At 34.4% G+C, this 24584-nt stretch carries 22 protein-coding genes; 19 read left to right on the forward strand and 3 right to left on the reverse strand.

Going from position 1 to position 24584, the window contains the following annotated elements; all coding sequences use genetic code 11:
* Nucleotides 1-90 precede the first annotated feature (90 nt).
* From AC0NJG_RS11945 to AC0NJG_RS11965, 5 genes are all read left to right on the forward strand, one after another.
* Nucleotides 91-1332, forward strand: coding sequence for a S1C family serine protease (locus AC0NJG_RS11945; protein ID WP_087954627.1), 1242 nt, complete (start codon nt 91-93; stop codon nt 1330-1332).
* Nucleotides 1333-1411: 79 nt separating this feature from the next.
* Entirely contained in the window at nt 1412-1825 is a 414-nt protein-coding gene (locus tag AC0NJG_RS11950; RefSeq protein WP_000972424.1) for a CoA-binding protein, read from the forward strand.
* Between the two features lie 376 nt (nt 1826-2201).
* Nucleotides 2202-4166: a DNA topoisomerase IV subunit B gene (parE, locus tag AC0NJG_RS11955; protein ID WP_087954628.1), complete on the forward strand. Its 1965-nt coding sequence runs from the start codon at nt 2202-2204 to the stop codon at nt 4164-4166.
* Between the two features lies 1 nt (nt 4167).
* The gene (gene parC, locus AC0NJG_RS11960) at nt 4168-6591 is read left to right on the forward strand and encodes a DNA topoisomerase IV subunit A (protein WP_087954629.1); all 2424 of its coding nucleotides are present in this window, start codon (nt 4168-4170) and stop codon (nt 6589-6591) included.
* Between the two features lie 169 nt (nt 6592-6760).
* A complete protein-coding gene (locus AC0NJG_RS11965) occupies nt 6761-7792 on the forward strand; it encodes an oxidoreductase (RefSeq protein WP_474063090.1) in 1032 nt (343 codons plus the stop codon).
* 56 nt (nt 7793-7848) lie between these two features.
* Here the strand turns inward: AC0NJG_RS11965 and AC0NJG_RS11970 are convergent, their stop codons facing one another.
* Nucleotides 7849-8292: a VOC family protein gene (locus AC0NJG_RS11970; protein WP_087954631.1), complete on the reverse strand. Its 444-nt coding sequence runs from the start codon at nt 8290-8292 to the stop codon at nt 7849-7851.
* 59 nt (nt 8293-8351) lie between these two features.
* Here AC0NJG_RS11970 and AC0NJG_RS11975 point away from each other — a divergent pair, with 59 nt between their 5' ends.
* A complete protein-coding gene (locus tag AC0NJG_RS11975) occupies nt 8352-9320 on the forward strand; it encodes a helix-turn-helix transcriptional regulator (RefSeq protein ID WP_087954632.1) in 969 nt (322 codons plus the stop codon).
* A 92-nt stretch (nt 9321-9412) separates the two neighbouring features.
* Here the strand turns inward: AC0NJG_RS11975 and AC0NJG_RS11980 are convergent, their stop codons facing one another.
* Nucleotides 9413-10015, reverse strand: a complete 603-nt coding sequence (locus AC0NJG_RS11980; protein WP_254912731.1) for a TetR/AcrR family transcriptional regulator — start codon at nt 10013-10015, stop codon at nt 9413-9415.
* A 156-nt stretch (nt 10016-10171) separates the two neighbouring features.
* On the opposite strand from AC0NJG_RS11980, the gene AC0NJG_RS11985 reads away from it, so the two are divergent.
* The 11 genes from AC0NJG_RS11985 to AC0NJG_RS12035 all read left to right on the forward strand — a co-directional run bounded on the left by AC0NJG_RS11985 (nt 10172) and on the right by AC0NJG_RS12035 (nt 23205).
* Nucleotides 10172-11065, forward strand: coding sequence for an ABC transporter ATP-binding protein (locus tag AC0NJG_RS11985; RefSeq protein ID WP_087954634.1), 894 nt, complete (start codon nt 10172-10174; stop codon nt 11063-11065).
* Nucleotides 11058-11864, forward strand: coding sequence for an ABC transporter permease subunit (locus AC0NJG_RS11990; protein WP_087954635.1), 807 nt, complete (start codon nt 11058-11060; stop codon nt 11862-11864). The genes AC0NJG_RS11985 and AC0NJG_RS11990 overlap by 8 nt, the downstream gene beginning before the upstream one ends.
* A gap of 54 nt (nt 11865-11918) precedes the next feature.
* Complete coding sequence (locus AC0NJG_RS11995; RefSeq protein ID WP_223290764.1) at nt 11919-12023, forward strand: VOC family protein; 105 nt, start codon at nt 11919-11921, stop codon at nt 12021-12023.
* 131 nt (nt 12024-12154) lie between these two features.
* Nucleotides 12155-12688, forward strand: a complete 534-nt coding sequence (locus AC0NJG_RS12000) for a sigma-70 family RNA polymerase sigma factor (RefSeq protein ID WP_087954636.1) — start codon at nt 12155-12157, stop codon at nt 12686-12688.
* A 12-nt stretch (nt 12689-12700) separates the two neighbouring features.
* Nucleotides 12701-13699: an anti-sigma factor gene (locus tag AC0NJG_RS12005; protein ID WP_474063091.1), complete on the forward strand. Its 999-nt coding sequence runs from the start codon at nt 12701-12703 to the stop codon at nt 13697-13699.
* A 17-nt stretch (nt 13700-13716) separates the two neighbouring features.
* The gene (locus AC0NJG_RS12010; protein ID WP_087997378.1) at nt 13717-14754 is read left to right on the forward strand and encodes an LCP family protein; all 1038 of its coding nucleotides are present in this window, start codon (nt 13717-13719) and stop codon (nt 14752-14754) included.
* A 197-nt stretch (nt 14755-14951) separates the two neighbouring features.
* Nucleotides 14952-16220 (forward strand): dicarboxylate/amino acid:cation symporter, encoded by a 1269-nt coding sequence (locus tag AC0NJG_RS12015; protein ID WP_088327600.1) that lies wholly within the window; start codon nt 14952-14954, stop codon nt 16218-16220.
* Nucleotides 16221-16568: 348 nt separating this feature from the next.
* Nucleotides 16569-18281: a peptide ABC transporter substrate-binding protein gene (locus tag AC0NJG_RS12020; protein ID WP_140421244.1), complete on the forward strand. Its 1713-nt coding sequence runs from the start codon at nt 16569-16571 to the stop codon at nt 18279-18281.
* 376 nt (nt 18282-18657) lie between these two features.
* A complete protein-coding gene (locus AC0NJG_RS12025) occupies nt 18658-20364 on the forward strand; it encodes a peptide ABC transporter substrate-binding protein (protein WP_087954639.1) in 1707 nt (568 codons plus the stop codon).
* Nucleotides 20365-20667: 303 nt separating this feature from the next.
* Nucleotides 20668-22374 carry a peptide ABC transporter substrate-binding protein gene (locus AC0NJG_RS12030; protein ID WP_087954640.1) on the forward strand — a complete coding sequence of 569 codons (1707 nt, stop codon included), beginning with the start codon at nt 20668-20670 and terminating at the stop codon, nt 22372-22374.
* A gap of 111 nt (nt 22375-22485) precedes the next feature.
* Complete coding sequence (locus AC0NJG_RS12035; protein WP_087954641.1) at nt 22486-23205, forward strand: class I SAM-dependent methyltransferase; 720 nt, start codon at nt 22486-22488, stop codon at nt 23203-23205.
* A 41-nt stretch (nt 23206-23246) separates the two neighbouring features.
* On the opposite strand, the gene AC0NJG_RS12040 is transcribed toward AC0NJG_RS12035, so the two are convergent.
* A complete protein-coding gene (locus tag AC0NJG_RS12040; protein WP_087954642.1) occupies nt 23247-23642 on the reverse strand; it encodes a hypothetical protein in 396 nt (131 codons plus the stop codon).
* A 133-nt stretch (nt 23643-23775) separates the two neighbouring features.
* On the opposite strand from AC0NJG_RS12040, the gene AC0NJG_RS12045 reads away from it, so the two are divergent.
* A complete protein-coding gene (locus AC0NJG_RS12045) occupies nt 23776-24111 on the forward strand; it encodes a hypothetical protein (protein ID WP_474063092.1) in 336 nt (111 codons plus the stop codon).
* Nucleotides 24112-24182: 71 nt separating this feature from the next.
* Nucleotides 24183-24521: a VOC family protein gene (locus AC0NJG_RS12050; RefSeq protein WP_087954645.1), complete on the forward strand. Its 339-nt coding sequence runs from the start codon at nt 24183-24185 to the stop codon at nt 24519-24521.
* The last annotated feature ends 63 nt before the right edge of the window (nt 24522-24584 follow it).

The following is a 24584-nucleotide window of genomic DNA, read 5'->3' on the forward strand; positions in this document are numbered from 1 at the left end:
TTTTTAATTGGATTTCACGATGAGTTCACAAGAAGGACACAAAACGTGACTATACTGAAAATACGAATTCACCAGAGAGGGGAAGTAAACATGGGATATTACGACGGACCAAATTTAAATGAAGAGCATAGTGAAACGAGAGAAGTGAGAAAATCAGGAAGTAAAAAAGGTTATTTTTTCACAGGTTTAGTCGGAGCTGTAGTTGGGGCTGTTTCAATTAGTTTTGCAGCACCATATATGCCATGGGCTCAAAATAATGGAGCGGCGGTATCATCATTTAGTTCAGATTCGAAAGTAGAAGGTACTGTAGTTCCTGTTGTCAATAAAGCAAAAAATGAGACTGATTTACCTGGGATGATTGAAGGCGCGAAAGATGTTGTTGTAGGTGTTATTAATATGCAACAAAGCATTGATCCATTTGCAATGCAACCGACAGGTCAAGAACAACAAGCTGGTTCAGGGTCAGGTGTGATTTATAAAAAAGCAGGAAATAAAGCATATATTGTAACAAACAACCACGTAGTAGATGGAGCAAATAAACTTGCTGTAAAACTAAGTGATGGTAAAAAAGTAGATGCAAAGCTTGTAGGGAAAGACCCTTGGTTAGATTTAGCGGTTGTAGAAATTGATGGATCTAATGTAAATAAAGTTGCCACTTTAGGTGATTCAAGTAAAATCCGTGCGGGTGAAAAAGCAATTGCGATTGGTAACCCACTAGGGTTTGATGGAAGTGTAACGGAAGGTATAATCAGTAGTAAAGAACGTGAAATTCCAGTTGATATTGATGGGGACAAACGTCCAGATTGGCAAGCACAAGTTATTCAAACAGATGCAGCGATCAATCCTGGTAATAGTGGTGGTGCGTTATTTAACCAAAACGGTGAAATAATTGGGATTAATTCAAGTAAAATTGCACAACAAGAAGTTGAAGGAATTGGATTTGCTATTCCAATTAATATCGCAAAGCCAGTTATTGAATCACTTGAAAAAGACGGAGTAGTGAAACGTCCAGCCCTTGGAGTAGGTGTTGTTTCATTAGAAGATGTGCAAGCTTATGCAGTAAATCAATTGAAAGTACCGAAAGAAGTAACGAATGGTGTTGTATTAGGTAAAATTTACCCAATATCACCGGCCGAAAAAGCTGGTTTAGAGCAATATGATATTGTAGTAGCATTAGATAATCAAAAAGTAGAGAATGCTCTTCAATTCCGTAAATATTTATATGAGAAGAAAAAAGTAGGCGAGAAAGTGGAAGTTACATTCTATCGTAACGGTCAAAAAATGACGAAAACAGCTACTTTAGCAGATAACTCAGCTACAAAGAATCAATAATCGGAATAAAAGAAAGTCTCTTTCATATTGAAAGAGACTTTCTTTATCGGCTATACTAAAGGAATAGGAGGGATTAATTATGATGATTGAAAACCCAACTCGTACGGAAATTGGTGAAGTATTAAAGAAAAGCAAAACAATTGCGGTTGTTGGTTTATCGGATAAGCCAGAACGTACATCGTATATGGTTTCAAAAGCAATGCAAGATGCTGGATACCGCATTATTCCAGTAAACCCAACAGTAGATGAGGTGCTAGGAGAGAAAGCAGTTGCTTCACTAAAAGATATTAAGGAACATGTTGACATTGTAAATGTATTCCGCCGTTCAGAATTTTTAATGGATGTTGCAAAAGAATTTGTGGAGATTGATGCAGATGTTTTTTGGGCACAATTAGGAGTACAAGATGAAGATACATATCAACTTTTAAAAGAAAAAGACTATACTGTAATCATGGATCGTTGCATAAAAGTAGAACATGCAATGACAAAATAGTATTGATTGTAAAGTTAGAAAGATTGCTTCAGCCCTTATTATAGATAAGTAGGGCCGATGAACGAGGTGTTCATCATGAGATTTTTTAAAGGCTGTTTTTGGGGATTGTTACTTGTAATCCCGTTTTGGATCTTGATCATTTGGATCATAATAAAGGTTTGGAATATGTAATCTTGGCATACATATCCATTTCTCGTTGACAAACGATTATTTTTCTGAAATAGTAGCCTAGAGGAATCCTTGTGAAAAAACAAGGATTTTTCTATTGAAAATGGTATATAAAAGAGATAAGATAACTTGCCAAAACTATAGTCGAGGCGTTATTCTATAATAGAAACATATGTTCTGATTTTGGATTAGGAAAGGGGCAAGGAGTTTGGCGAAGCATCAGTTCCAATATAATGAAGATGCGATTCAAGTGTTAGAAGGACTTGAAGCCGTTCGAAAACGCCCGGGTATGTATATCGGGAGCACGGACAGCCGTGGATTGCATCATTTAGTATACGAAATAGTAGATAACTCCGTTGATGAAGCGTTAGCGGGATTTGGCGACGAAATTTCTGTCGTAATACATAAAGATAATAGTATTAGCGTTATTGATAAAGGGCGAGGAATGCCTACGGGAATGCATAAACTTGGGAAACCTACACCTGAAGTTATTTTAACTGTACTTCATGCCGGTGGTAAGTTTGGTCAAGGTGGTTACAAAACGAGTGGTGGTTTACACGGTGTTGGGGCATCAGTTGTAAACGCCTTATCAGAATGGTTAGTTGTAACGATTAAACGTGACGGAAATATTTATGAACAACGCTTTGAAAATGGTGGTGTTCCTGTAACGACGCTTGAGAAAATCGGAAAGACGAAAGAATCTGGTACGACAATGCATTTTAAACCAGATACAACAATTTTCAGTACAACAAATTATAACTATGAAACTTTATGTGAAAGATTACGCGAATCTGCATTTTTATTAAAAGGGATGAAAATCTCAATAAAAGATGAACGAAATGATTTAGAAGATGTGTTTCATTATGAAACAGGAATTGAAGCTTTCGTTACATACTTAAACGAAGAGAAAGATTCGATTCATCCAGTTGTATATTTCTCTGGTGAACAAAATGGAATTGAGGCAGAGCTAGCATTTCAATTTAACGATGGCTACTCAGAAAATATTCTATCGTTTGTAAATAATGTACGTACAAAAGATGGTGGAACACATGAAGCTGGATTTAAGACAGCAATGACGCGTGTGTTTAATGAGTATGCTCGTAAAGTTTCACTATTAAAAGAAAAAGATAAAAACTTAGAAGGTACAGATATTCGTGAAGGTGTAGCGGCTATCGTTTCTGTACGTGTACCAGAAGAAGTACTTCAGTTTGAAGGGCAAACGAAGGGAAAACTAGGCACAAGTGAAGCGCGTTCTTCAATTGATGCTATCGTATCAGAGCATTTAGCTTACTTTTTAGAAGAAAATCCGGACGTAGCTACACTTCTTGTGAGAAAAGCAATTAAAGCAGCGCAAGCACGTGAAGCCGCTCGTAAAGCGAGAGAAGAAGCGCGTACTGGTAAAAAGAAAAAGAAATCAGAAGGTACATTAAGTGGTAAGTTAACACCCGCACAATCACGTAACCCGCAGAAAAATGAACTGTACCTAGTAGAGGGTGACTCTGCCGGTGGTTCTGCGAAACAAGGACGAGATCGACGTTTCCAAGCGGTATTACCATTACGTGGTAAAGTAATTAATACAGAAAAAGCAAAGCTTGCTGATATATTTAAAAATGAAGAGATTAATACAATCATTTATGCTATCGGTGGCGGCGTAGGAAATGAATTTGATGTGGAAGATATTAATTACGATAAAATTGTAATTATGACCGATGCCGATACAGACGGAGCACATATCCAAGTATTGTTATTAACTTTCTTCTACAGATATATGAAACCACTTATTGAAGCTGGTAAAGTGTTTATTGCACTTCCTCCTTTATACAAAGTAAGTAAAGGAAAAGGTAGGAGTGAAGTAATTGAATACGCTTGGTCAGATGAAGAATTAGACGGTGTAACGAAGAAGGTCGGAAAAGGCTATATGTTACAGCGTTATAAAGGACTTGGTGAAATGAATGCAGATCAATTATGGGAGACAACGATGAATCCTGAAACGCGTACATTAATTCGCGTGAAAATTGATGATGCAGCAAGAGCAGAGCGCCGCGTAACAACGTTAATGGGTGATAAAGTAGAACCGCGCCGTAAATGGATTGAGCGTAATGTGCAGTTCGGTATGCAAGAAGAAGGAAATATTTTAGAAAATGAAATGATTATGGAGACGGAGGTGGAATAACATGCAAGCAGAGAAGTTTCATGACCTCCCGCTTGAAGACGTGTTAGGTGACCGCTTTGCACGTTATAGTAAATATATTATTCAAGATCGCGCGCTTCCAGATGCTCGTGATGGCTTAAAACCAGTACAAAGACGTATTTTATATTCTATGTATGTAGAAGGAAACGTACATGATAAAGCGTTCCGTAAGTCAGCTAAAACAGTCGGTAACGTTATTGGTAACTATCATCCGCACGGTGATTCCTCTGTATATGAAGCGATGGTACGTTTAAGTCAAACTTGGAAAGTGCGTAATGTTTTAGTTGAGATGCATGGTAATAACGGTAGCGTTGATGGTGATCCAGCTGCGGCAATGCGTTACACAGAAGCCCGTTTATCACCAATTGCATCTGAGTTATTACGTGATCTTGATAAAGAAACAGTAGAATTCGTATCAAACTTTGATGATACGAGTGAAGAACCGGTTGTTTTACCAGCAGCGTTCCCGAACTTATTAGTGAACGGATCTACAGGGATTTCCGCTGGTTATGCAACAGAAATTCCTCCGCATCATCTTGGAGAAGTTATTGACGCTACAATGATGCGTATTGATAAACCGAATAGTACTGTTGATGATTTATTAACAGTTATGAAAGGACCTGATTTCCCAACAGGTGGTATTATTCAAGGGATTGACGGTATTAAAAAGGCGTATGAAACAGGTAAAGGTAAAATTATTATTCGCGGGAAAGCAGAAGTTGAAACGGTTCGTGGTGGGAAACAGCAAATCGTAATTACTGAAATTCCATACGAAGTAAATAAAGCAAACCTTGTTAAGAAAATGGATGAGTTACGTCTAGATAAAAAATTAGATGGCATTGCTGAAGTGCGTGATGAGACAGATCGTACAGGTCTTCGCATTGTCGTAGAATTAAAAAAAGAAGCAAATTCTGAAGGTATTTTAAATTATTTATATAAAAATACAGATTTGCAAATACCATATAACTTTAATATGGTAGCGATTAATAATCGCCGTCCAACGCTTATGACATTACCGAAAATTTTAGATGCATATATTGGACATCAAAAAGAAGTTGTTACGAGACGTTCGCAATATGAATTACGAAAGGCAGAAAATCGTCAACATATTGTGGAAGGTTTAAAGAAAGCATTATCGATTTTAGACCAAGTTATTGAAACGATTCGAGCTTCAAAAGATAAGCGTAATGCAAAAGATAATTTAAGTGCGAAATTTGGATTTACAGAAGCGCAAGCGGAAGCAATTGTATCCTTGCAATTATATCGTTTAACGAATACAGATATTACAGCACTACAACAAGAGGCAGATGAGCTTAATAAGAAAATTATTGAGCTACAGGCAATTTTACAAAGTGAAAAAAGATTACTTCAAGTAATTAAAACAGATTTAAAGAGAGTTAAGAAAACATATAGTGATGATCGACGCGCGATTATTGAAGATCAAATCGAGGAAATTAAAATCGATGTAGAAGTGATGATCCCACAAGAAGATGTCATCGTTACTGTAACGAAAGAAGGATATGTGAAACGTACTGGATGGCGCTCACATAATGCCTCAAATGGCAAAGACTTCGGTATGAAAGAGGGTGACATCTTACTTGAACGATTCGATACGAATACGACAGAGACAGTCCTCTTATTTACGAATAAAGGAAACTATATATATCTGCCAGTATATGAAATGCCAGATATTCGTTGGAAAGATTTAGGTCAGCATGTTGCTAATATCGTTTCACTCGACCGGGATGAAACCATTATTTGGGCAACTGTCGTACCGAACTTTGAGGAAGAAAAGCGATTTATCGTATTTGTAACAAAGAATGGTATGATTAAGAAGACAGAATTAAACCAATATAAAGTACAGCGTTATTCAAGAGCGTTCGTTGCTGTAAACTTGAAAAAAGATGATGAAGTTGTTGATATATTTGCGACAGATGGAACGAGTGATATCGTTCTTGCTACACACGGTGCATATGCACTTATTTTCCACGAAGATGAAGTAAGTCCAGTCGGTGTAAGAGCCGCTGGTGTGAAAGCAATTAATTTAAAAGAAGATGACTATGTCGCTTCTGGTAAACCATTAAATGGTGAAAAAGATCAACTTATTCTCGTAACGCAGCGCGGTGCTGTAAAACGCCTAAAAGCATCAGAAATTGAGAAATCAACGAGGGCGAAGCGAGGTCTTGTTATTTTCAAAGAGTTAAAACGTAATCCATACCGCATTGTCGGTATTGAAATCGTTAGAGACGATGAACTAGTTTACATGAAGACAGAGAAACATATCGTAGAAGAAATTGATCCGAAAGCGTATCGGAATAAGGACAGGTATAGTAACGGTAGTTTAGTACTAGATGTTAATGATACTGGTGAAGTTATTGAAACGTGGACGAAAAAACGACCGGAATAAAAAAAGCATCTTGCCATGAATAATGGCAAGATGCTTTTTTCTAGGCAATTTATTATGTAAATAATAATAATCTTGTTATAATAACTGAATGAAATCGTTCTCATAAAGTGAAACTTAAATGAGTGGGGGTCTTACTGCTCACAAATAGCGGGATAAATGGAGGGGCAACATGAAAAAAATAGGTGTAGGGATTGTAGGTTTTGGATTTTCTAGTACAACATTTCACATCCCGTTGTTACAAACGATAGAAGAATACGATATTCGTGCCGTATTATCTTCAAAAGAAGAGGTAGTAAAAGAAACATTACCGAATGCTAACGTCGTTCGTACAATTGATGAATTGGTGAAGCGAGCTGATATTGACTTAGTCGTCATTACTTCACCAAATACAACTCATTTTCCATATGTAAAAGAAGCAATATTAAACGGTAAGCATGTTGTAGTAGAGAAACCATTTGTTGTTTCAATTGAAGAAGGAGAAGAGCTTATTTCATTAGCAGAGCAATATAATGTAGTGTTAAGCGTATATCATAATCGTCGTTTTGATAATGATTTCTTAACGATTAAGAAATTACTAGGAGAAAATAGAATAGGGAATCTATACACATATGAAGCGCATTTTGATCGTTTCCGTCCACATGTACGTGATCGATGGAGAGAAAAGAATTTACCAGGATCAGGTATACTGTATGATTTAGGATCGCATTTAATTGATCAAGCATTATCATTATTTGGGAAACCAAATGCGATAAGTGCAGATCTAATCAAACAACGACCAGGTGCAGAGGTGGATGATTATTTCCACATAGTACTTCACTACGGAGTTAAACGTGTCATTTTACGTAGTAGCAGTTATGTGAAAAAGGCAGGTCCACATTTTACACTGCATGGAGAGAAAGGTTCTATCGTGAAATACGGTATGGATTCACAGGAAGAGCAATTAAAAAATGGAATGAAGCCAGGTGATAACGGTTATGGAGCAGACATTGAAGAGAATTTTGCTACTCTAGAAACAGAAGAAGAGTTAGTACGTATTCCAACAGAAGTCGGTTGCTACGACATGTACTATAAAGGTGTAAAAGATAGCATTGTAAATGGTGAGAAACCACCTGTAACAGCACAAGAAGGCTTAGAAGTTATTAAACTGATTCAATTAGCGGTTGAAAGTAGTGAAACGGGTAGAGTCATCAATTTAAAATAAAAAAGACACGAATTTCGTGTCTTTTTTATTAGGAATGTACGATTATGACTAATTATTTATTTTAATCGTTTGTCATACATTAATTGGATTTGTATGCCATAAGGATCTTCAATAATACCATATGCTTCACTAAATATATTTTTTTCTAGCGGAGAGATTATTTTTACATGCTTATCGGAAATTAAATTATTATAAAACCTTTTTATTTCTTCTAAATTAGCGCTTTGAATGCAAAGTGACATGTTATTTCCAACGTTATAACGTTCATTAGGATTCATTGTATCTTCTGCTATCATTAGCTTTGTATTCCCAATTTGTAATACAGAGTGAGCAATATGATCTTTATTTTCATTTGTAATTTTAAAAGAACGATCTCTTTTTGCCAGTTCTTCATACGTAACAATCATTAACTTTTTGGCTTCTAAATTACGTGTATAAAAATGAATTGCCTCCTTTGCTTGCCCACTCATTGAAAGAAAAATAGCTATTTCTAATGTCATAAATTTATAACTCCTTTATTAGTTAATAATTATAATATAGACTAAAAAGGTTTCAATACATGACACCTTTCGAGGAGGGAAATATGAAAAAAACGGAACGAATAAATGATATGCTTATTTTCTTAAATAATAAAAGATATTTTAATTTAAAAGATTTAATGGTTAGATATGATATTTCTAAAAGTACTGCGTTGCGAGATATTCAATCATTGGAAGAAATAGGTGTACCAATATATTCTGAACTAGGTAGAAATGGAAGTTATAAAATTATAGAAAATAGTGTGTTGTCACCAATTTATTTTAGTGTGGATGAAATGTATGCGTTATACTTTTCGATTCTCACATTAAATGGATACAAGACAAAACCATTTAATATAGAAAGTATTGCGCTTGAAAATAAATTTAAGCATGTATTACCTGAAAATGTGAGTAAAAATATTTCAATTATGGAACGAACACTTTCTTTTGAAGTAACAAATCATAGTAATTTTAGTCCGTTCTTAAAAGAAATTTTGCAGGGGATTTTTGCTGAGCGAGTTTATCATTTAACATATTTAAAAAAAGATGTGGAGAAAGTAATGGTAGCTCAATTTATTCGAATCGAATCTAAATTTGGCCAGTGGTATGCTAAAATCTTTAATTTTGAGACAAATCATGTTCAAATCATTAGATGTGATAAAATTCTTTCTATTGAGAAAACAAGCAATACGAATCCAAAAAATCTTGAAGAATTGTTAAGTTATCTTACAACTTTTCATAGAAAGCCTGATGCAACTGATTTTAGTGTCATTGTTAATCAAAAAGGAAAAGACATTTTTGATAAAGAGAATTATCCTTCCATGAAGATACAAAAAGAAAATGAAAATTACATGATAACAGGCTATTTTAATAAGCAAGAGGTTGATTTTATTTCGAACTATTTTCTGAATTTCGGAGAAACGATTATCTCAATTCAGCCTGTTATGCTAAAAGAGTTAATCTATAATAAGGTGTTATCTATAAAGCAGCATTTCACTTCTTTAAGATAAAGTTAGTTTTAGCCATTTATTTGACATGAAAAGCCCTTGAGATTTAAATATCAAAGGGCTTTTTGTTGATTTTATTTGTTCTTTAGATACAATTATTTTTCTGGGACGGACAGTCCATAAAAGAACATCGTAACGATATCTTGTATATGTTTTTCACGATCTCCTTCAAGAAGCTGTGCCCCGAAATCATCACCTAATTTAGTGAACATTTGAATGTATAGCAACATCATTTCTTTAGTAAGGTGAGGGTTAATTTCATTTTTTTGCTGTGCTTGTTCTAATATTTCTAAATACCAAGGCAAGATTTTTTCGTTTTGATAACTATAAATAAACTTTCGGAGCTCTTCATCTCTTTGCATCATTTGTAGTAACATATCCGGCTGAAATAACCCACCAGTATTCATTTTTCTTACAATCATTTTTTGCATCATATCATGAAAAGGTAATTTTTCCGCTGCAAGATCTTTATAATATTTAAATTCAGATATAATAAATTCTTGTATAAGCTCTCGAAATAACGCATCTTTACTTCCGAAATGATTATAAATGGTAACTTGAGAAACGTTTGCTTCTTTTGCAATATGTTCTATTTTCACTTCATTAAATCCGCGTTCTGAAAATAATAAGAAGGCTGCCTCTTTAATAGCACGTTTTTTCTTTTCTTTCACTTTTTCAAAGCCGTTCAATGCAATCACCTCAATTAAAATATACAAGAAAAAATAATGGAAAACAATAATTTTGAAATATGGACATATAAATATTTCAAAAAAGTTGTTGCGAATATGAAAGATGAGGAGTACAATAATTTTGAAATATCACATATTAAATATTTCAAAAAATGAGGTGGAATTATGATTTCAGTTCAAAATGTCACAAAAAAATTTTCAAATGGAAAAGGTTTGTTTCATATTACATTTGAAGTGAAAGAAGGGGAAGTATTCGGTTACTTAGGACCAAATGGTGCCGGGAAATCCACAACAATTCGTAATTTAATGGGGTTTATAAAACCGACAGATGGTAAAGCGACAATTTTTGGATTGGATTGTTGGAATGAAGCAGCGAAAATTCAAAGAGAAGTTGGCTATCTACCAGGAGAAATCTCTTTTATTGAAGGAATGAACGGATTAGAGTTTTTGAAGTTAATGCAAGGAATGCGTGGGCTAAAGGATACGAAAAGACGAGATGAATTAATAGAACGTCTTCAATTTGATGTGAAAACACCAATTCGAAAAATGTCTAAAGGAATGAAGCAAAAAGTAGGGATTGTCGCTGCATTTATGCATGATCCAGAGGTGTTAATTTTAGATGAACCGACATCAGGACTTGATCCACTTATGCAGCAAGTGTTTATAGATTTAATAGTAGAGGAAAAGCAAAGAGGAAAAACAATTCTTATGTCGTCGCATATTTTCACTGAAATTGAGCGTACGTGTGATCGGGTAGCGATTATTAAAGATGGTCGCCTTGTCACGGTTGAAAATATTCATGATTTACAAAGTATGAGACGACAGGTGATAGATGTAACTGTATCATCAGAGGAAGAGATTGACTCTCTTACACAATGTAATTTGCAATTTGAAACGGTGAAAGGAAGAGAAGCATCAATTATTGTACAAGGAAATTATCAAGCTGTTTTACAAACACTTTCAAACTATAATGTAACCGCACTTCAAACGAGAGCAATGGATTTAGAACATTTATTTATGCATTATTACGATAAGAAAGAAGGGGTAAAGCATGAATAAGCAATTGTTTTTAGCTAGTTTGAAAGAAACACAAAAAAGTATTTTGAGTTATGCAACTGGTGCAGCTCTATATTTATGGTTGTTAATTTGGATCTTCCCTTCCATGGTATCGGCGAAAGGATTAAATGAATTAATAAGTGCTATGCCTGATAGTGTAAAAAAAATTGTTGGCATGGAAAGTCCGATTCAAAACGTAATGGATTTTTTAGCTGGCGAATATTATAGTCTATTGTTTATTATTATTTTAACGATTTTTTGTGTAACAGTTGCAACGCATTTAATTGCTCGTCATGTAGATAAAGGAGCGATGGCATACTTGTTAGCAACACCTGTATCTAGAGTGCAAATTGCAATCACGCAAGCGTCTATTCTTATATTGGGACTACTGATGATTGTTGCTGTTACGTATGTAGCGGGTTTAGTAGGTGCAGAATGGTTTTTGGAAGATAATAACTTAAATGCAGAATTATTCCTGAAGGTAAACGTAGTTGGAGGGCTCATATTTTTAGTCGTTAGTGCTTATTCATTTTTCTTTTCTTGTATATGTAATGATGAAAGAAAAGCACTTAGCTATTCAGCAAGCTTAACTATCTTATTTTTTGTATTAAATATGGTAGGTAAATTAAGCGATAAGTTAGAGTGGATGAAAAAAATATCATTATTTACACTATTTCGTCCGAAAGAAATTGCTGAAGGAACGTATAACATATGGCCAGTGAGTGTAGGCTTAACCGCTGGAGCACTTTGTATTTTCATAGTAGCGATTGTAGTGTTTAAGAAGAGGGATTTACCGTTGTAAAGTAGAAAGTCCACTGATAGAGTGGGCTTTTTTTGATGAGGAGGAAACGAATGAGTGCAGCTATATGTAAATGATGTAGAAAAGTCATTATTGTTTTATAAGAAAATAATTGGTTTAAAGTTGTCGATTCAAATGGGATTTCCTCAGGATCACATCTAAGTAAAGGTAAACATGAAGAATGTTTACCTTTTTTTATGAAAATATTCAAAAAAATGAACCTTTTTCTAGGCTCACCCGTCTAATACATGTAAAGTTAAATTTGAAGTGAGGATGAAACAGGAGGAGCAATTGTGAAAGTAATCCCTTTATATAAAATGATTGTAAAAGAAGAAACGGATGTTTCTTTAGCGAAAAAAGGTGATCATGAAGCATTTATGGCGCTTATACATACAGAAAAAGTAAAGATGTATCGTATTGCAAAGGCTATGTTACGTGATGAGACAAATATAGAGGATGCGATACAAACAACAATTTTAAAAGCCTATGAAAATATAAAAAAATTAAAGAAAGAAGAGTTTTTTCAAACTTGGTTAATTCGAATTTTAATGAATGAATGTAATAACATTATTAGAACGTATAAAAAGATAATTGTGACAGAAGAGAATGGTTATAATATGAGTGCGTGCGATCAGTATGAAGATATAGATTTGTGTAATGCGATTCAATCGTTACATGAAGAGTTAAGAGCTGTTACGGTGCTTTATTATTATGAAGATATGAATCAAGACAGTATAGCAAAGCTTTTAGAAGTACCAAAAGGAACAGTGAAATCGAGATTGGCACGTGCGAGGGAACAACTACAGAAACGATTAAAGATGGAATAGGGGGTGCAAAGGATGGATAATGAAAAAATATTTGATGAGAAATTAAAAAAGAGAATAAACGAAGAGAATGTTATAGTACCGCCAGAGTTAAATGAAAAGATTAATCGTACACTACATAGTCTTCCGGTAAAAAAGAAAGGTTACAGAGTTTATATGATAGTTATAAGTGCAGCTGTTCTAGCACTTTCAATTGTGTCTATGTCGGAGTTTTCTGATCAAATTTTTGCTCAAAACGGCGGAGTGTTTGAATATGTAAAGAAAAAGGCATTTTCTGATTACGAAAACGAAGAGGAAATAAAAGCGAATGCAAATTATCCAGATAGAGAAAAGATTCATGAAAAGATGCTAGATTCCATTGATCATTTTAATAATATTTCAGGACAATTTGAGGAATATTCTAGTTCGTCAAGAATTGCTACAACATACAAATATGCGATTGATACGGAGCAACAACGAGGTATCTCTTCGAAAGAAGATAAACTAGCGAAAAAACGAACCATTATATATAACGAGGGCAAGAAAAAAGAGTTTGATGACGAGAAGTATACATACAAAGAAACAAAATGGAGCCCGAAAGAAAGAAACTATGAACTATTAAAATTAAATCCTACGGAAAGGGTATTGAGAAAATCAGGTGAGAAAAAAAGATATGATGATGAATATGTGGGATTCGCGAAGTATAGTATTCAATCCGAATTTGCGGATCTATTAATTCGATATAAAGATTGGAATTATAAAGAAACGAAGTATCTTGGACTTGATTGCTACAAAATAGAAGGGACAATACATATAGAAACGCCTGTAAGTACATCTGAAGATTTAAGAGGGAAATTTGAAATGGTTGTAGAGAAAAATACAGGGATTATGCTAAAATTCCTTAGTTTCCATGATGGTATGATTCAATATTCGATTACAACAGAATGGATACAAATAAACAAAGGATTGAAAGAGAATACATTTCAAAAGGAAAGCGCTAATTATGAGAAAGTGAAAAATATATTGGATGAATAGAAAACGGAGGGAATTATATGGAGAATCATTCTTCTTCAAGAGAACAGAAAAATAAACGAAAATATAAAAAGACAACGATAATAAGTGTATTGTTAGCGATATTACTATTTTGCGGATTGGGATATGGCACTTACGTATATATGAAAACTTCTAATCTCGTACAAAAATCAAATGTTAATTTAGCACGTGGTGAAAAATCAAATTTACGTGAGAAAACGGTAAAACCGATTACGAATAATGTTTCACTTTTAATTATGGGAATTGATGAAAATCAAGAACGACAAAAGGAGTATAATGGTGCATTTCATACAGATGCACTGCTGTTAGCTACTTTTAATAAAGATGATAAGACTGTGAAATTAACGAGTATACCACGTGATACATACACATATGTTCCGGTTGAAAAGAAAAAAGATAAAATAACGCATGCATATGGAAGTGGTTTCGTTAAAAATGGTAAAGATGGAGGGCCGCAAGCTTCAGTGGAAGCGGTAGAAAAGTTATTACAAGTGCCTGTTGATTATTTTGTAAAGTTTAATTTTAATTCATTTACTAAAATTGTTGATAGATTAGATGGGATTGAAGTAGATGTCCCAGTTGAATTTACGGAGCAAAATAGTAAAGATGAACCTGACGCGATTCATTTGAAAAAAGGACTACAAAAATTAACAGGGGAAGAAGCACTTGCCTTAGCAAGAACGCGTCATATTGATAGTGATGCAATGAGAGGACAGCGCCAACAACTTGTTATGGAAGCGATTTTAAGTAAATTAAAAAGTGTAGGATCGATTACAAAGCTAGAAAAAATAGTTGAGGCGGTTGACGGTGATTTTAAAACAAATTTAGCAATGGATGATATTTTATCTTTTTATAAATACGGTTTAAATTGTTCGATTGAAAAAATTCAATTAGCAGGTGATGATTTATACTTACCTAATGGTCCAAATGGGCAACGTGTATATTATTATAATCCTAATAAAAAAGATTTGCAAAGTTTGAGTAATACGCTTAGAACACATTTAGGATTAAGTGAAAAACAGATTGAGGAGAATTAAAGCGAACGAAATGTCTGCTTTTTATTGTGCACAATAGTATGTCGTTTATTTTTGAATGTTATATACTATTTTCGAATTTAAGATAATAGTGTAACGTAAAGTTATAGTTTAAGTTAAATAACAGGGGGGCTATTATATAGAATGTATCATTAGCAATTATTGAAATAGTATGGGAGAAATAAAAGAAACAGGTGAGTATTAAAAATGATAATTGTAAAAATTTAACATTTCAAGTTGTTGTGGCCATTATTTGTGGTATTGCAGTAGGAGCAATTTGGCCGAGTGTTGGACAAGAGATGAAGCCAATTGGTGAAACGTTCATCAATATGATCAAAATGGTTATTGCACCAATTATCTTTTTAACAATTGTTCTCGGTATTGCGAGTATGGGAAGTATGAAAAAGGTAGGTCGTGTTGGTGGGAAGGCACTATTATATTTTGAAATTGTTACAACAGCGGCTTTAATTATTGGTATCATCGTAGCGAATGTTGTACGTCCAGGAGATGGGTTAGATCCTTCGAAACTAAAGGGCGGAGATGTTTCACAATATGTACAAAGCGGGCAAGAAATGAAATGGATGGATTTCTTTTTACATATTGTGCCGTCTAACATGTTTGAAGCCTTTGCAAAAGGTGATATTTTACAAGTTCTGTTCTTCTCCATTTTATTCGGTGCAGGGTTAACGATGTTAGGGAAAAATGGACAACCGGTAATCGACTTTTTTGAAAGATTATCGAAAGTATTTTTTAACATTTTATCCATTGTAATGAAATTAGCACCGGTTGGAGCATTCGGTGGAATGGCATTTACAATTGGAAAATATGGTTTAAGTACACTTATTCCACTTGGTAAATTAATGATTTGTGTATATGCAACAATGGAATTATTTGTTTTTATTGTTTTAAATTTCATTTGTAAATTTTACAAATTCAGTTTATGGAAATATTTGTCGCATATTAAAGAAGAATTACTTATTGTTCTTAGGACATCATCATCAGAATCAGTATTGCCGCGAATGATGACAAAGATGGAAGACTTCGGATGTTCGAAGCCGGTAGTAGGTTTAGTCATTCCGACGGGGTACTCTTTTAACTTAGATGGAACAACAATTTATTTATCGATGGCCACTATATTTTTAGCACAAGTCTTTCACGTCGATCTTTCACTAGGTCAACAATTAACGATAATAGCTATTTTGTTAGTTACATCTAAAGGAGCAGCCGCAGTAACAGGTGGAGGCTTTATTGTACTAGCGTCTACTTTATCTGCGATGAATGTTATTCCATTAGAAGGGTTAGCGCTATTACTTGGTGTAGATCGTTTTATGTCGGAAGCACGTGCTATCGTCAACTTAATTGGTAACGGTATTGCGACTGTAGTTGTTGCAAAAAGTGAAAATGAATTTGATGATAATAAGTATACGAGGGTAGTAGAGGAAATGAGAAGAGAGAAAATGGCCGGATAAAAAAGTCAGCTTTGCTGACTTTTTTATTTTTGTAGAAAAGAGGTTTGCTACGATATACATTATTTATTAACAATAATTTACAAGTATTTTATGGCGAAGGGATATAAAGACTATTAAATCAATACATAGAATTCAATGAGGTATAGTGTTTTAAAAGATTATGGAATTTTTATGAATGTTACTGTAAAAAAATAATTTTTTAAAAATTTTCAATAATAACACTTTACAAAACTCAAAAAATTAGTAGAATAATAGTTAATAAGAATCTTCTGATAAATATATAAAGAAAAACAGAATTATCAGAAAATTCTTAAATGAGAGCGTTAAGAATTAGGGAGGGTACAGAAAGTGAAAAAGAAAAAAATGAAAAAACTAACAGCAGTTGTAGCACCAGTTTTAGCAATGAGTATGGCATTAACAGCATGTTCTACATCAGGCGGAGATAAGAAAACAAGCACAAATTCTAGCTCTGGCGGAGATAGCAAATCAGAAGAAAAATTAGCAGCGAAACAAGTACTAAATCGTACTGAAACAAATGAGATTCCAACAATGGATACTTCTAAAAATACAGATACATTAGGTTCTCAAATTTTAGGGAACACAATGGAAGGTTTATATCGATTAGATAAAGATAACAAACCAATCCCAGCTGCGGCAGAATCAAGCACGAAGAGTGAGGATGGTAAAAAATATACATTCAAATTACGTAAAGATGCAAAATGGTCAAATGGTGATCCTGTAACAGCAAAAGATTTCGTATATGCTTGGCAACGTCTATTAGATCCAAAAACAGCTGCTGAGTATGCATTTATCGCATTCCCAATTAAAAATGCAGAAGCGGTTAATAAAGGTGAAAAACCTGTAACGGAACTAGGAGTAAAGGCAGTAGACGATCTTACTTTAGAAGTTGAATTAGAACAAGCAGTACCATACTTCTTAAACTTAATAGCATTCCCATCGTACTATCCATTAAATGAGAAGTTCGTAAAAGAAAAAGGGGATAAATACGGTTTAGAGTCTGATACAACAGTATATAACGGACCGTTCGTTCTTACTGATTGGAAGCATGAGCAAGGCTGGAAATTAAAGAAAAACGATCAATATTGGGATAAAAAGACTGTAAAACTAGATGAAATTAACTATAGTGTAGTAAAAGAAGTAGCTACAAGAGTAAACTTATATGATACAAATGCAATTGACTTTGCGCTATTATCAGGTGAATTCGTTGATAAGTATAGAAATAATAAAGAAGAGTTTGGTACATACTCACAAGTAAGTACTTACTTCTTACGTATGAACCAAAAACGTGGCGGACAAGATACACCGTTAAAGAGCCAAAAATTACGTGAAGCCATCGCACTTTCAATTGATAAGAAAAATCTATCAAACGTTATTTTGAACGATGGATCTAAACCTGCGGACTTCTTAGTACCGAAAGGATTAGCAACTGGACCAGACGGCAAAGACTTCCAAGAAACATTTAAAAATGGTATTAAACCAGATGCGAAAAAGGCAGCAGCTGCATGGGATGAAGCGAAAAAAGAGCTTGGAAAAGACCAAGTTACAATTGAGCTATTAAACTATGACACTGGTAATGCGAAAAAAGTTGGGGAATATGTAAAAGATCAAATTGAGAAAAACTTAAAAGGTGTAACTGTTAATATTAAACTTCAACCATTCAAACAAAAACTGAAATTAGAAACAGAGCAAGATTATGATTTATCATATGCTGGTTGGGGACCTGACTACGCTGACCCAATGACATTTTTAGATATGTTCCAGTCTAATCATTCTCATAACCAAATGAGCTTCGCTGATCCTAAGTATGATGATATGATCAAAAAAGCTGGCGGAGAATTAATGGGTGATGCGAAGAAACGTTGGGAAGAGCTAGGAAAAGCTGAGAAATTACTTCTTGAGCAAGATGTAGCACTTGTACCTTTATACCAACGTGGTGATGCATACGTTCAAAAACCAAATGCGAAGGGCATCGTTCACCATAACATTAGCCCAGAGTATAGCTTCAAGTGGGCGTACATGACTGAAAAAGATGGAAAATAATTTTTAAGCAGTGAGGCTATATTTAAGTGGATGTATATAGGTTTCTTAGCTTATTTTGTAATGAGAATCTCATTGTCCACAATAGAAAGATAAAATGATAGAGCATTCCAAAAGTAGACTATTTACTTTTGGAATGCTCTTTTATTATGAGAATACATGCGAATAAATAGATAGATGTAGGAAAGAACTTGTATCGTGATAATTGAAAAGAATACTCGTTACTATCACAAAAAAATAATTTTTAGAATATTTTAAAAATAACTTTACAAAAATAGAAAAGTTAGTAGAATATTAATTAATAAGAATTTTCTGATAACTAGTTATTAGAAAATCTCTCAAAATGAGTTTCGTACATATAATTGGGGAGGGTACAAAAATGAAGAAAAAGATGAAAAAGTTCACGGCGGTTGTAGCGCCAGTTTTAGCGATGAGTATGGCGTTGACAGCGTGTTCTGGATCTGGTGGGGAGAAGAAATCAACTACGACGTCTAGTGGTGGTGGAGAAGAGAACAAATCTGAAATTAAATACGCAGCAAAACAAGTATTAAATCGTACAGAGAATCAAGAAATTCCGACGATGGATACGTCTAAATCTACTGATACGTTAGGGTCACAAATTTTAGGGAATACGATGGAAGGATTATATCGATTAGATAAAGATAATAAGCCGATCCCAGCTGCTGCAGAATCTAGTACGAAAAGCGAGGATGGCAAAAAATATACATTTAAATTACGTAAAGATGCAAAATGGTCGAATGGTGATCCTGTAACAGCGAAAGATTTCGTATTTGCATGGCAACGCTTACTTGATAAAAATACAGCGTCAGAATACGCATTTATTGCTTACTATATTAAAAACGCAGAAGCAATTAATAAAGGTGAAAAACCTCTAACAGATTTGGGGGCAAAAGCAGTAGATGATTATACACTAGAAGTAGAATTAGAAAAGCCAGTACCATATTTCTTGAATTTACTAGCATTCCCGTCATACTATCCGTTAAATGAAAAATTCGTAAAAGAAAAAGGAGATAAGTACGGTTTAGAAGCAGATACAACGGTGTATAACGGGCCGTTCGTGATGTCTTCATGGAAACATGAACAAGGGTGGCAGCTAAAGAAAAATGATAAGTATTGGGATAAGAATACTGTGAAATTAGAAGAAATTAACTATAGTGTAGTAAAAGAAGTTGCGACAAAAGTAAACTTATATGATACAGGATCAATTGATTTCACACTACTATCAGGAGAGTTTGTAGATAAATATAAATCGAACAAAGATGAGTACGGTGAGTATTCAGAAGCAAGTACATTCTTCTTACGTTTAAATCAAAAGCGTAACGGACAAGATACACCGTTAAAGAGCAAAAAGCTTCGTGAAGCAATTGCATTATCGGTTGATAAAAAAGGACTGGCAAACGTTATTTTAAATAATGGTTCAAAAGCAACAGATCAATTGGTTCCAAAAGGACTTGCGACAGGACCAGACGGTAAAGACTTCCAAGATACATTTAAAAATGGTCTGAAATATGATCCGAAAAAAGGTGCAGCAGCGTGGGAAGCGGCGAAAAAAGAACTTGGAAAAGATCAAGTTACAATTGAATTACTAAGTTATGATGATGGAACTGCGAAAAAGATTGCTGATTATGTTAAAGATCAAATTGAGAAAAATTTAAAAGGTGTAACGATTAATACAAAAATTCAGCCGTTCAAACAAAAATTAAAATTAGAGACTGCACAAGATTATGAAATTTCTTATGCAGGTTGGAGTCCAGACTATGCGGATCCAATGACATTTATTGATATGTTTGAATCGAAGAGCCCATATAACCAAATGAGTTATTCAAATACAAAATACGATGAAATGGTACAAAAAGCAGGTAATGAATTAATGGGTGATGCGAAGAAGCGTTGGGAAACGTTAGGGAAAGCAGAAAAATTATTCCTTGAAGAAGATGCTGGACTAGTTCCTTTATATCAAACAGGAAGAGCGTATGTAATGAAACCGAATGTAAAAGGAATTGTGAAACATAACATCAGTCCGGAATATAGCTTTAAGTGGGCGTATGTAACGGAAGGGAAATAAGAAAAAGAGCGTTTAAAAAATATATTATTTATTTTTTTAAACGCTCTTTTACTATTCAATTAAATTTAAATAAATAGAGAAGAATAAGAAAAGTGGTACTTACATATAGTAGATGGGGGAGAATTCGTATAGTAGTAATAGATTGTTATTGAAGTAAATAAATTAATTATTATGAATATTTCTAAAAATACTTTACAATCCAAGGAAAATTAGTAGAATAGTAATTAGTAATGATTTTCAGATAATTTAAAATAGAAATCTCTCAAAGTTAGTTTCGTACATATAATTGGGGAGGGTACAAAAATGAAGAAAAAGATGAAAAAGTTTACGGCGGTTGTAGCACCAGTTTTAGCGATGAGTATGGCGTTAACAGCGTGTTCTGGATCTTCTGGTGGGGAGAAGAAAACGACAACGACATCTAATAATGGTGGAGAAGAGAAGAAGTCTGATATTAAATATGCGGCAAAGCAAGTGCTAAATCGTACAGAAACTAATGAAATTCCGACGATGGATACTTCCAAAAATACAGATACACTTGGCTCACAAATTTTAGGGAATACAATGGAAGGTTTATATCGCCTTGATAAAGATAATAAGCCAATCCCAGCTGTAGCGGAATCTAGCACAAAAAGCGAGGATGGTAAAAAATATACATTTAAATTACGGAAAGATGCAAAATGGTCAAACGGTGATGCTGTAACAGCGAAAGATTTCGTATTTGCATGGCAACGTCTAGTAGATCCAAAAACAGCTGCTGAATATGCATTTATCGCTTACTATCTTAAAAATGCAGAAGCCATTAATCAAGGGAAAGCAGAAGTTTCTACATTAGGTGTAAAAGCGGTAGATGATTATACACTTGAAGTGGAACTAGAAAGACCTGTACCATATTTCTTGAACTTAATGGCATTTGCGTCATACTATCCATTAAATGAAAAGTTCGTAAAAGAAAAAGGAAATAAATTCGGTTTAGAGTCTGATACAACACTGTATAATGGTCCATTTGTGCTTACTGATTGGAAACATGAGCAAGGCTGGAAATTAAAGAAAAATGATCAGTATTGGGATAAAAAGACTGTAAAACTAGATGAAATCAACTATAGTGTAGTAAAAGAAGTAGCTACAAGAGTAAACTTATTTGATACAGGTGCAATTGATTTCGCACTTTTATCAGGAGAATTTGTTGATAAGTATAGAAATAATAAAGAAGAGTTTGGCGCATATTCGGAAACAAGTACGTTTTACTTACGCCTCAATCAAAAACGCGGTGGGCAAGATACACCGTTAAAGAGTAAAAAACTACGTGAAGCAATTGCTTTATCAATTGATAAGAAAGCTTTAACGAATGTCATTTTAAATGATGGTTCAAAACCAGTGGATTACTTAGTACCAAAAGGTTTAGCAAGTGGACCAGACGGTAAAGATTTCGCAGAAACGTTCAAGAATGGTTTAAAACAAGACTCCAAAAAGGCAGCAGCAGCTTGGGAAGAAGCGAAAAAAGAACTTGGAAAAGATCAAGTAACAATTGAACTGCTGAATTATGATACTGGTAATGCGAAAAAAGTTGGGGAGTATGTAAAAGATCAAGTTGAAAAGAATTTAAAAGGTGTGACAGTAAATATTAAACTGCAACCATTTAAGCAAAAACTAAAATTAGAATCAGATCAAGATTATGATTTTTCATATGGTGGCTGGAATCCAGATTATGCTGATCCAATGACGTACCTTGATATGTTTGAAACGAAAAACTCTCAGAACCAGATGAGCTACTCAAATTCAAAATATGATGACATTATTACTAAAAGTAAGACAGAATGGATGGCTGATGCAAAAAAACGTTGGACAGAGCTAGGGAAGGCAGAGAAATTGTTACTTGAGGAAGATGTAGCACTTGTACCTTTATATCAAAGTGCTAAATCATATGTTATGAAACCGAATGTAAAGGGAATTGTGAAACATAATATTAGTCCGGAATATAGCTTCAAATGGGCATATATTGAAGAGAAATAAAAAGAAAAGAGCATTTTCAAGTTGCGGTATAGCACTTGGAAATGCTTTTTTTTGTGCACGATTTATTGATGGATGAATATATGTATTATAGAAAATTTAAAGGAGAATCCCATGAAACGAAACACATACATCGATTTCTTAGCTTATTACGGAATAGGGAGTGCTCATCCTGGCGGTTTTACGTTAACGAAACAACTGTTAGCACAACTGCCTCTTAGACATGGAGCGAATGTCCTAGAGATAGGTTGTGGCACGGGAAAAACCGCAGCATATATGGCGAAGAATTTTGGATATAAAGTAACGGCGGTGGAAAAGAATGAAATTATGATTCAAAAGGCGAAAGATAGATGGTCGTTTGAAGGACTAGACATTCAATTAATAGAAGGAAATGTAGAGCAATTACCTTGTGTGCATGAATCATTTGAGTTCGTACTCGGAGAATCGATACTCGCTTTTACAGACAAAGAAAGGGTTATTTCGGAGTGCTATCGTGTACTACAGAAAGACGGTAAGCTTGTTGTCATTGAAATGATTATTGATAGGCACATTGATAAGGGAGAGGAAGAAAAAATCGCTCAATTATACGGGATGAAAGAACTATTAACTGAGAGCGAGTGGGTACAATTATTTCAGAAAGCAAACTTTAAGCGGGTTACAATTGCTGGCGGTGGTACAATTGCAGAAACAATCTCTGCTTATATAGAAGAGCCGGAATGGAATGTATCACAATTTATTCCGAATGAGTTATATGAGGCATGGGTGCAACATGAAAATATAAGGCTTATGTATCAACATATTTTAGGTCATCGTATTTTTATATGTGAAAAATAAAGAAAAAGAGTTGGCTAAAAATAGTCAACTCTTTACTTATGTTAAATGAAAAATAATGCAGCTAATGTAATTCCAAAGATAAAACCAAATCCAAGTTCAACACCCCAGCCACAACCGCCACCGCCCCAGCCGCCGCAACCACAATTACTGCAACCACGACCGCCACATCCACAGCCGCTGAATCCACCACCACAACCAAATCCGCAACTATCACATCTGCTAAGGCCGCCGCAAAGATCGCAACCACCGTTTGCATATGCATCATAGTATCCGAATCCTGAATCAAAAGATGAGTGCTGTTGCACTGGTTCAATCCATACAGAGTCTTTTGTCACATCAATTATTTTGCCTAAATGGATGCGACCATCACGATCTTCAATGCGAACGACTTTACCAAAATAACGTCGGCACGTATCATAACATTTTTGTCTATGCATGTTCTTTCCTCCTTCCCATTACAGTAATACGATATGTAAAGGGGACAAGTGCGGCTTGTACGAATGCCCTAACTATCATAATTGTTATAGGAAAGGGGAAATATAGGAAGAGGATATATAAGGAGGAAAAGATATGAAATCTACAGATCAGTTTCAGATATACGAAGTACCGTGGGAAGAATTTATTGAAGCATTGCGAGAGGAAATGAAGAAGCATGTAGGGGCAGATATTATTGATACAGTAGTTTGCAATTTAGAAGATGGTTTTGAGGTGTATACATATGTGCAGGGGGACGTGGATTTTGAGTATAAGGAAACGCTGGAAAGGAAATACGGGAGCGATGCAAAAACTCCTAACGTGTTAACAATTATGTTATTAGCTAGCATTTATCGTACAAGTGAAGAGAATATACGCTTGCATGCGGATCATAAAGATAATCCGATTGTTGAAGTGTATGTGAAGAAATGAAACACGCTGTGAAAGGCGTGTTTTTTAATTTTATGATAAAATGTTAGAAAATTAAGAAAGATGGTGATGATTTGAAAATTAAACATCTTAATCTAACAGTTTCAGATGTAGTAGCCGCGAGAGAGTTTTTAGAAAAATATTTTCATTTAACTTGTAGCGGAGCAAGGGGAAAAGGCTTTGCAGTTATGCGTGATAATGATGGATTTATATTAACGTTAATGAAAGGGAAAGACGTACATTATCCGCAAACATTTCACGTAGGTTTTCCTCAAGAAAGTGAAGAACAAGTAAATAAAATGAATCAAAGGTTGAAGGAGGATGGATTTTTGGTCGAACCTCCTAAGCATGCACATGCGTATACGTTTTATGTGGAAGCACCTGGTGGATTTACAATAGAAGTGATGTGTTAAGTCAAAAATCAAACTTTTTGTCATGTGTTTTTAAAATAAAAAGTAGGAAAAGTCTGTTTTAAG

This window comes from Bacillus sp. SSR7, from assembly GCF_055902415.1.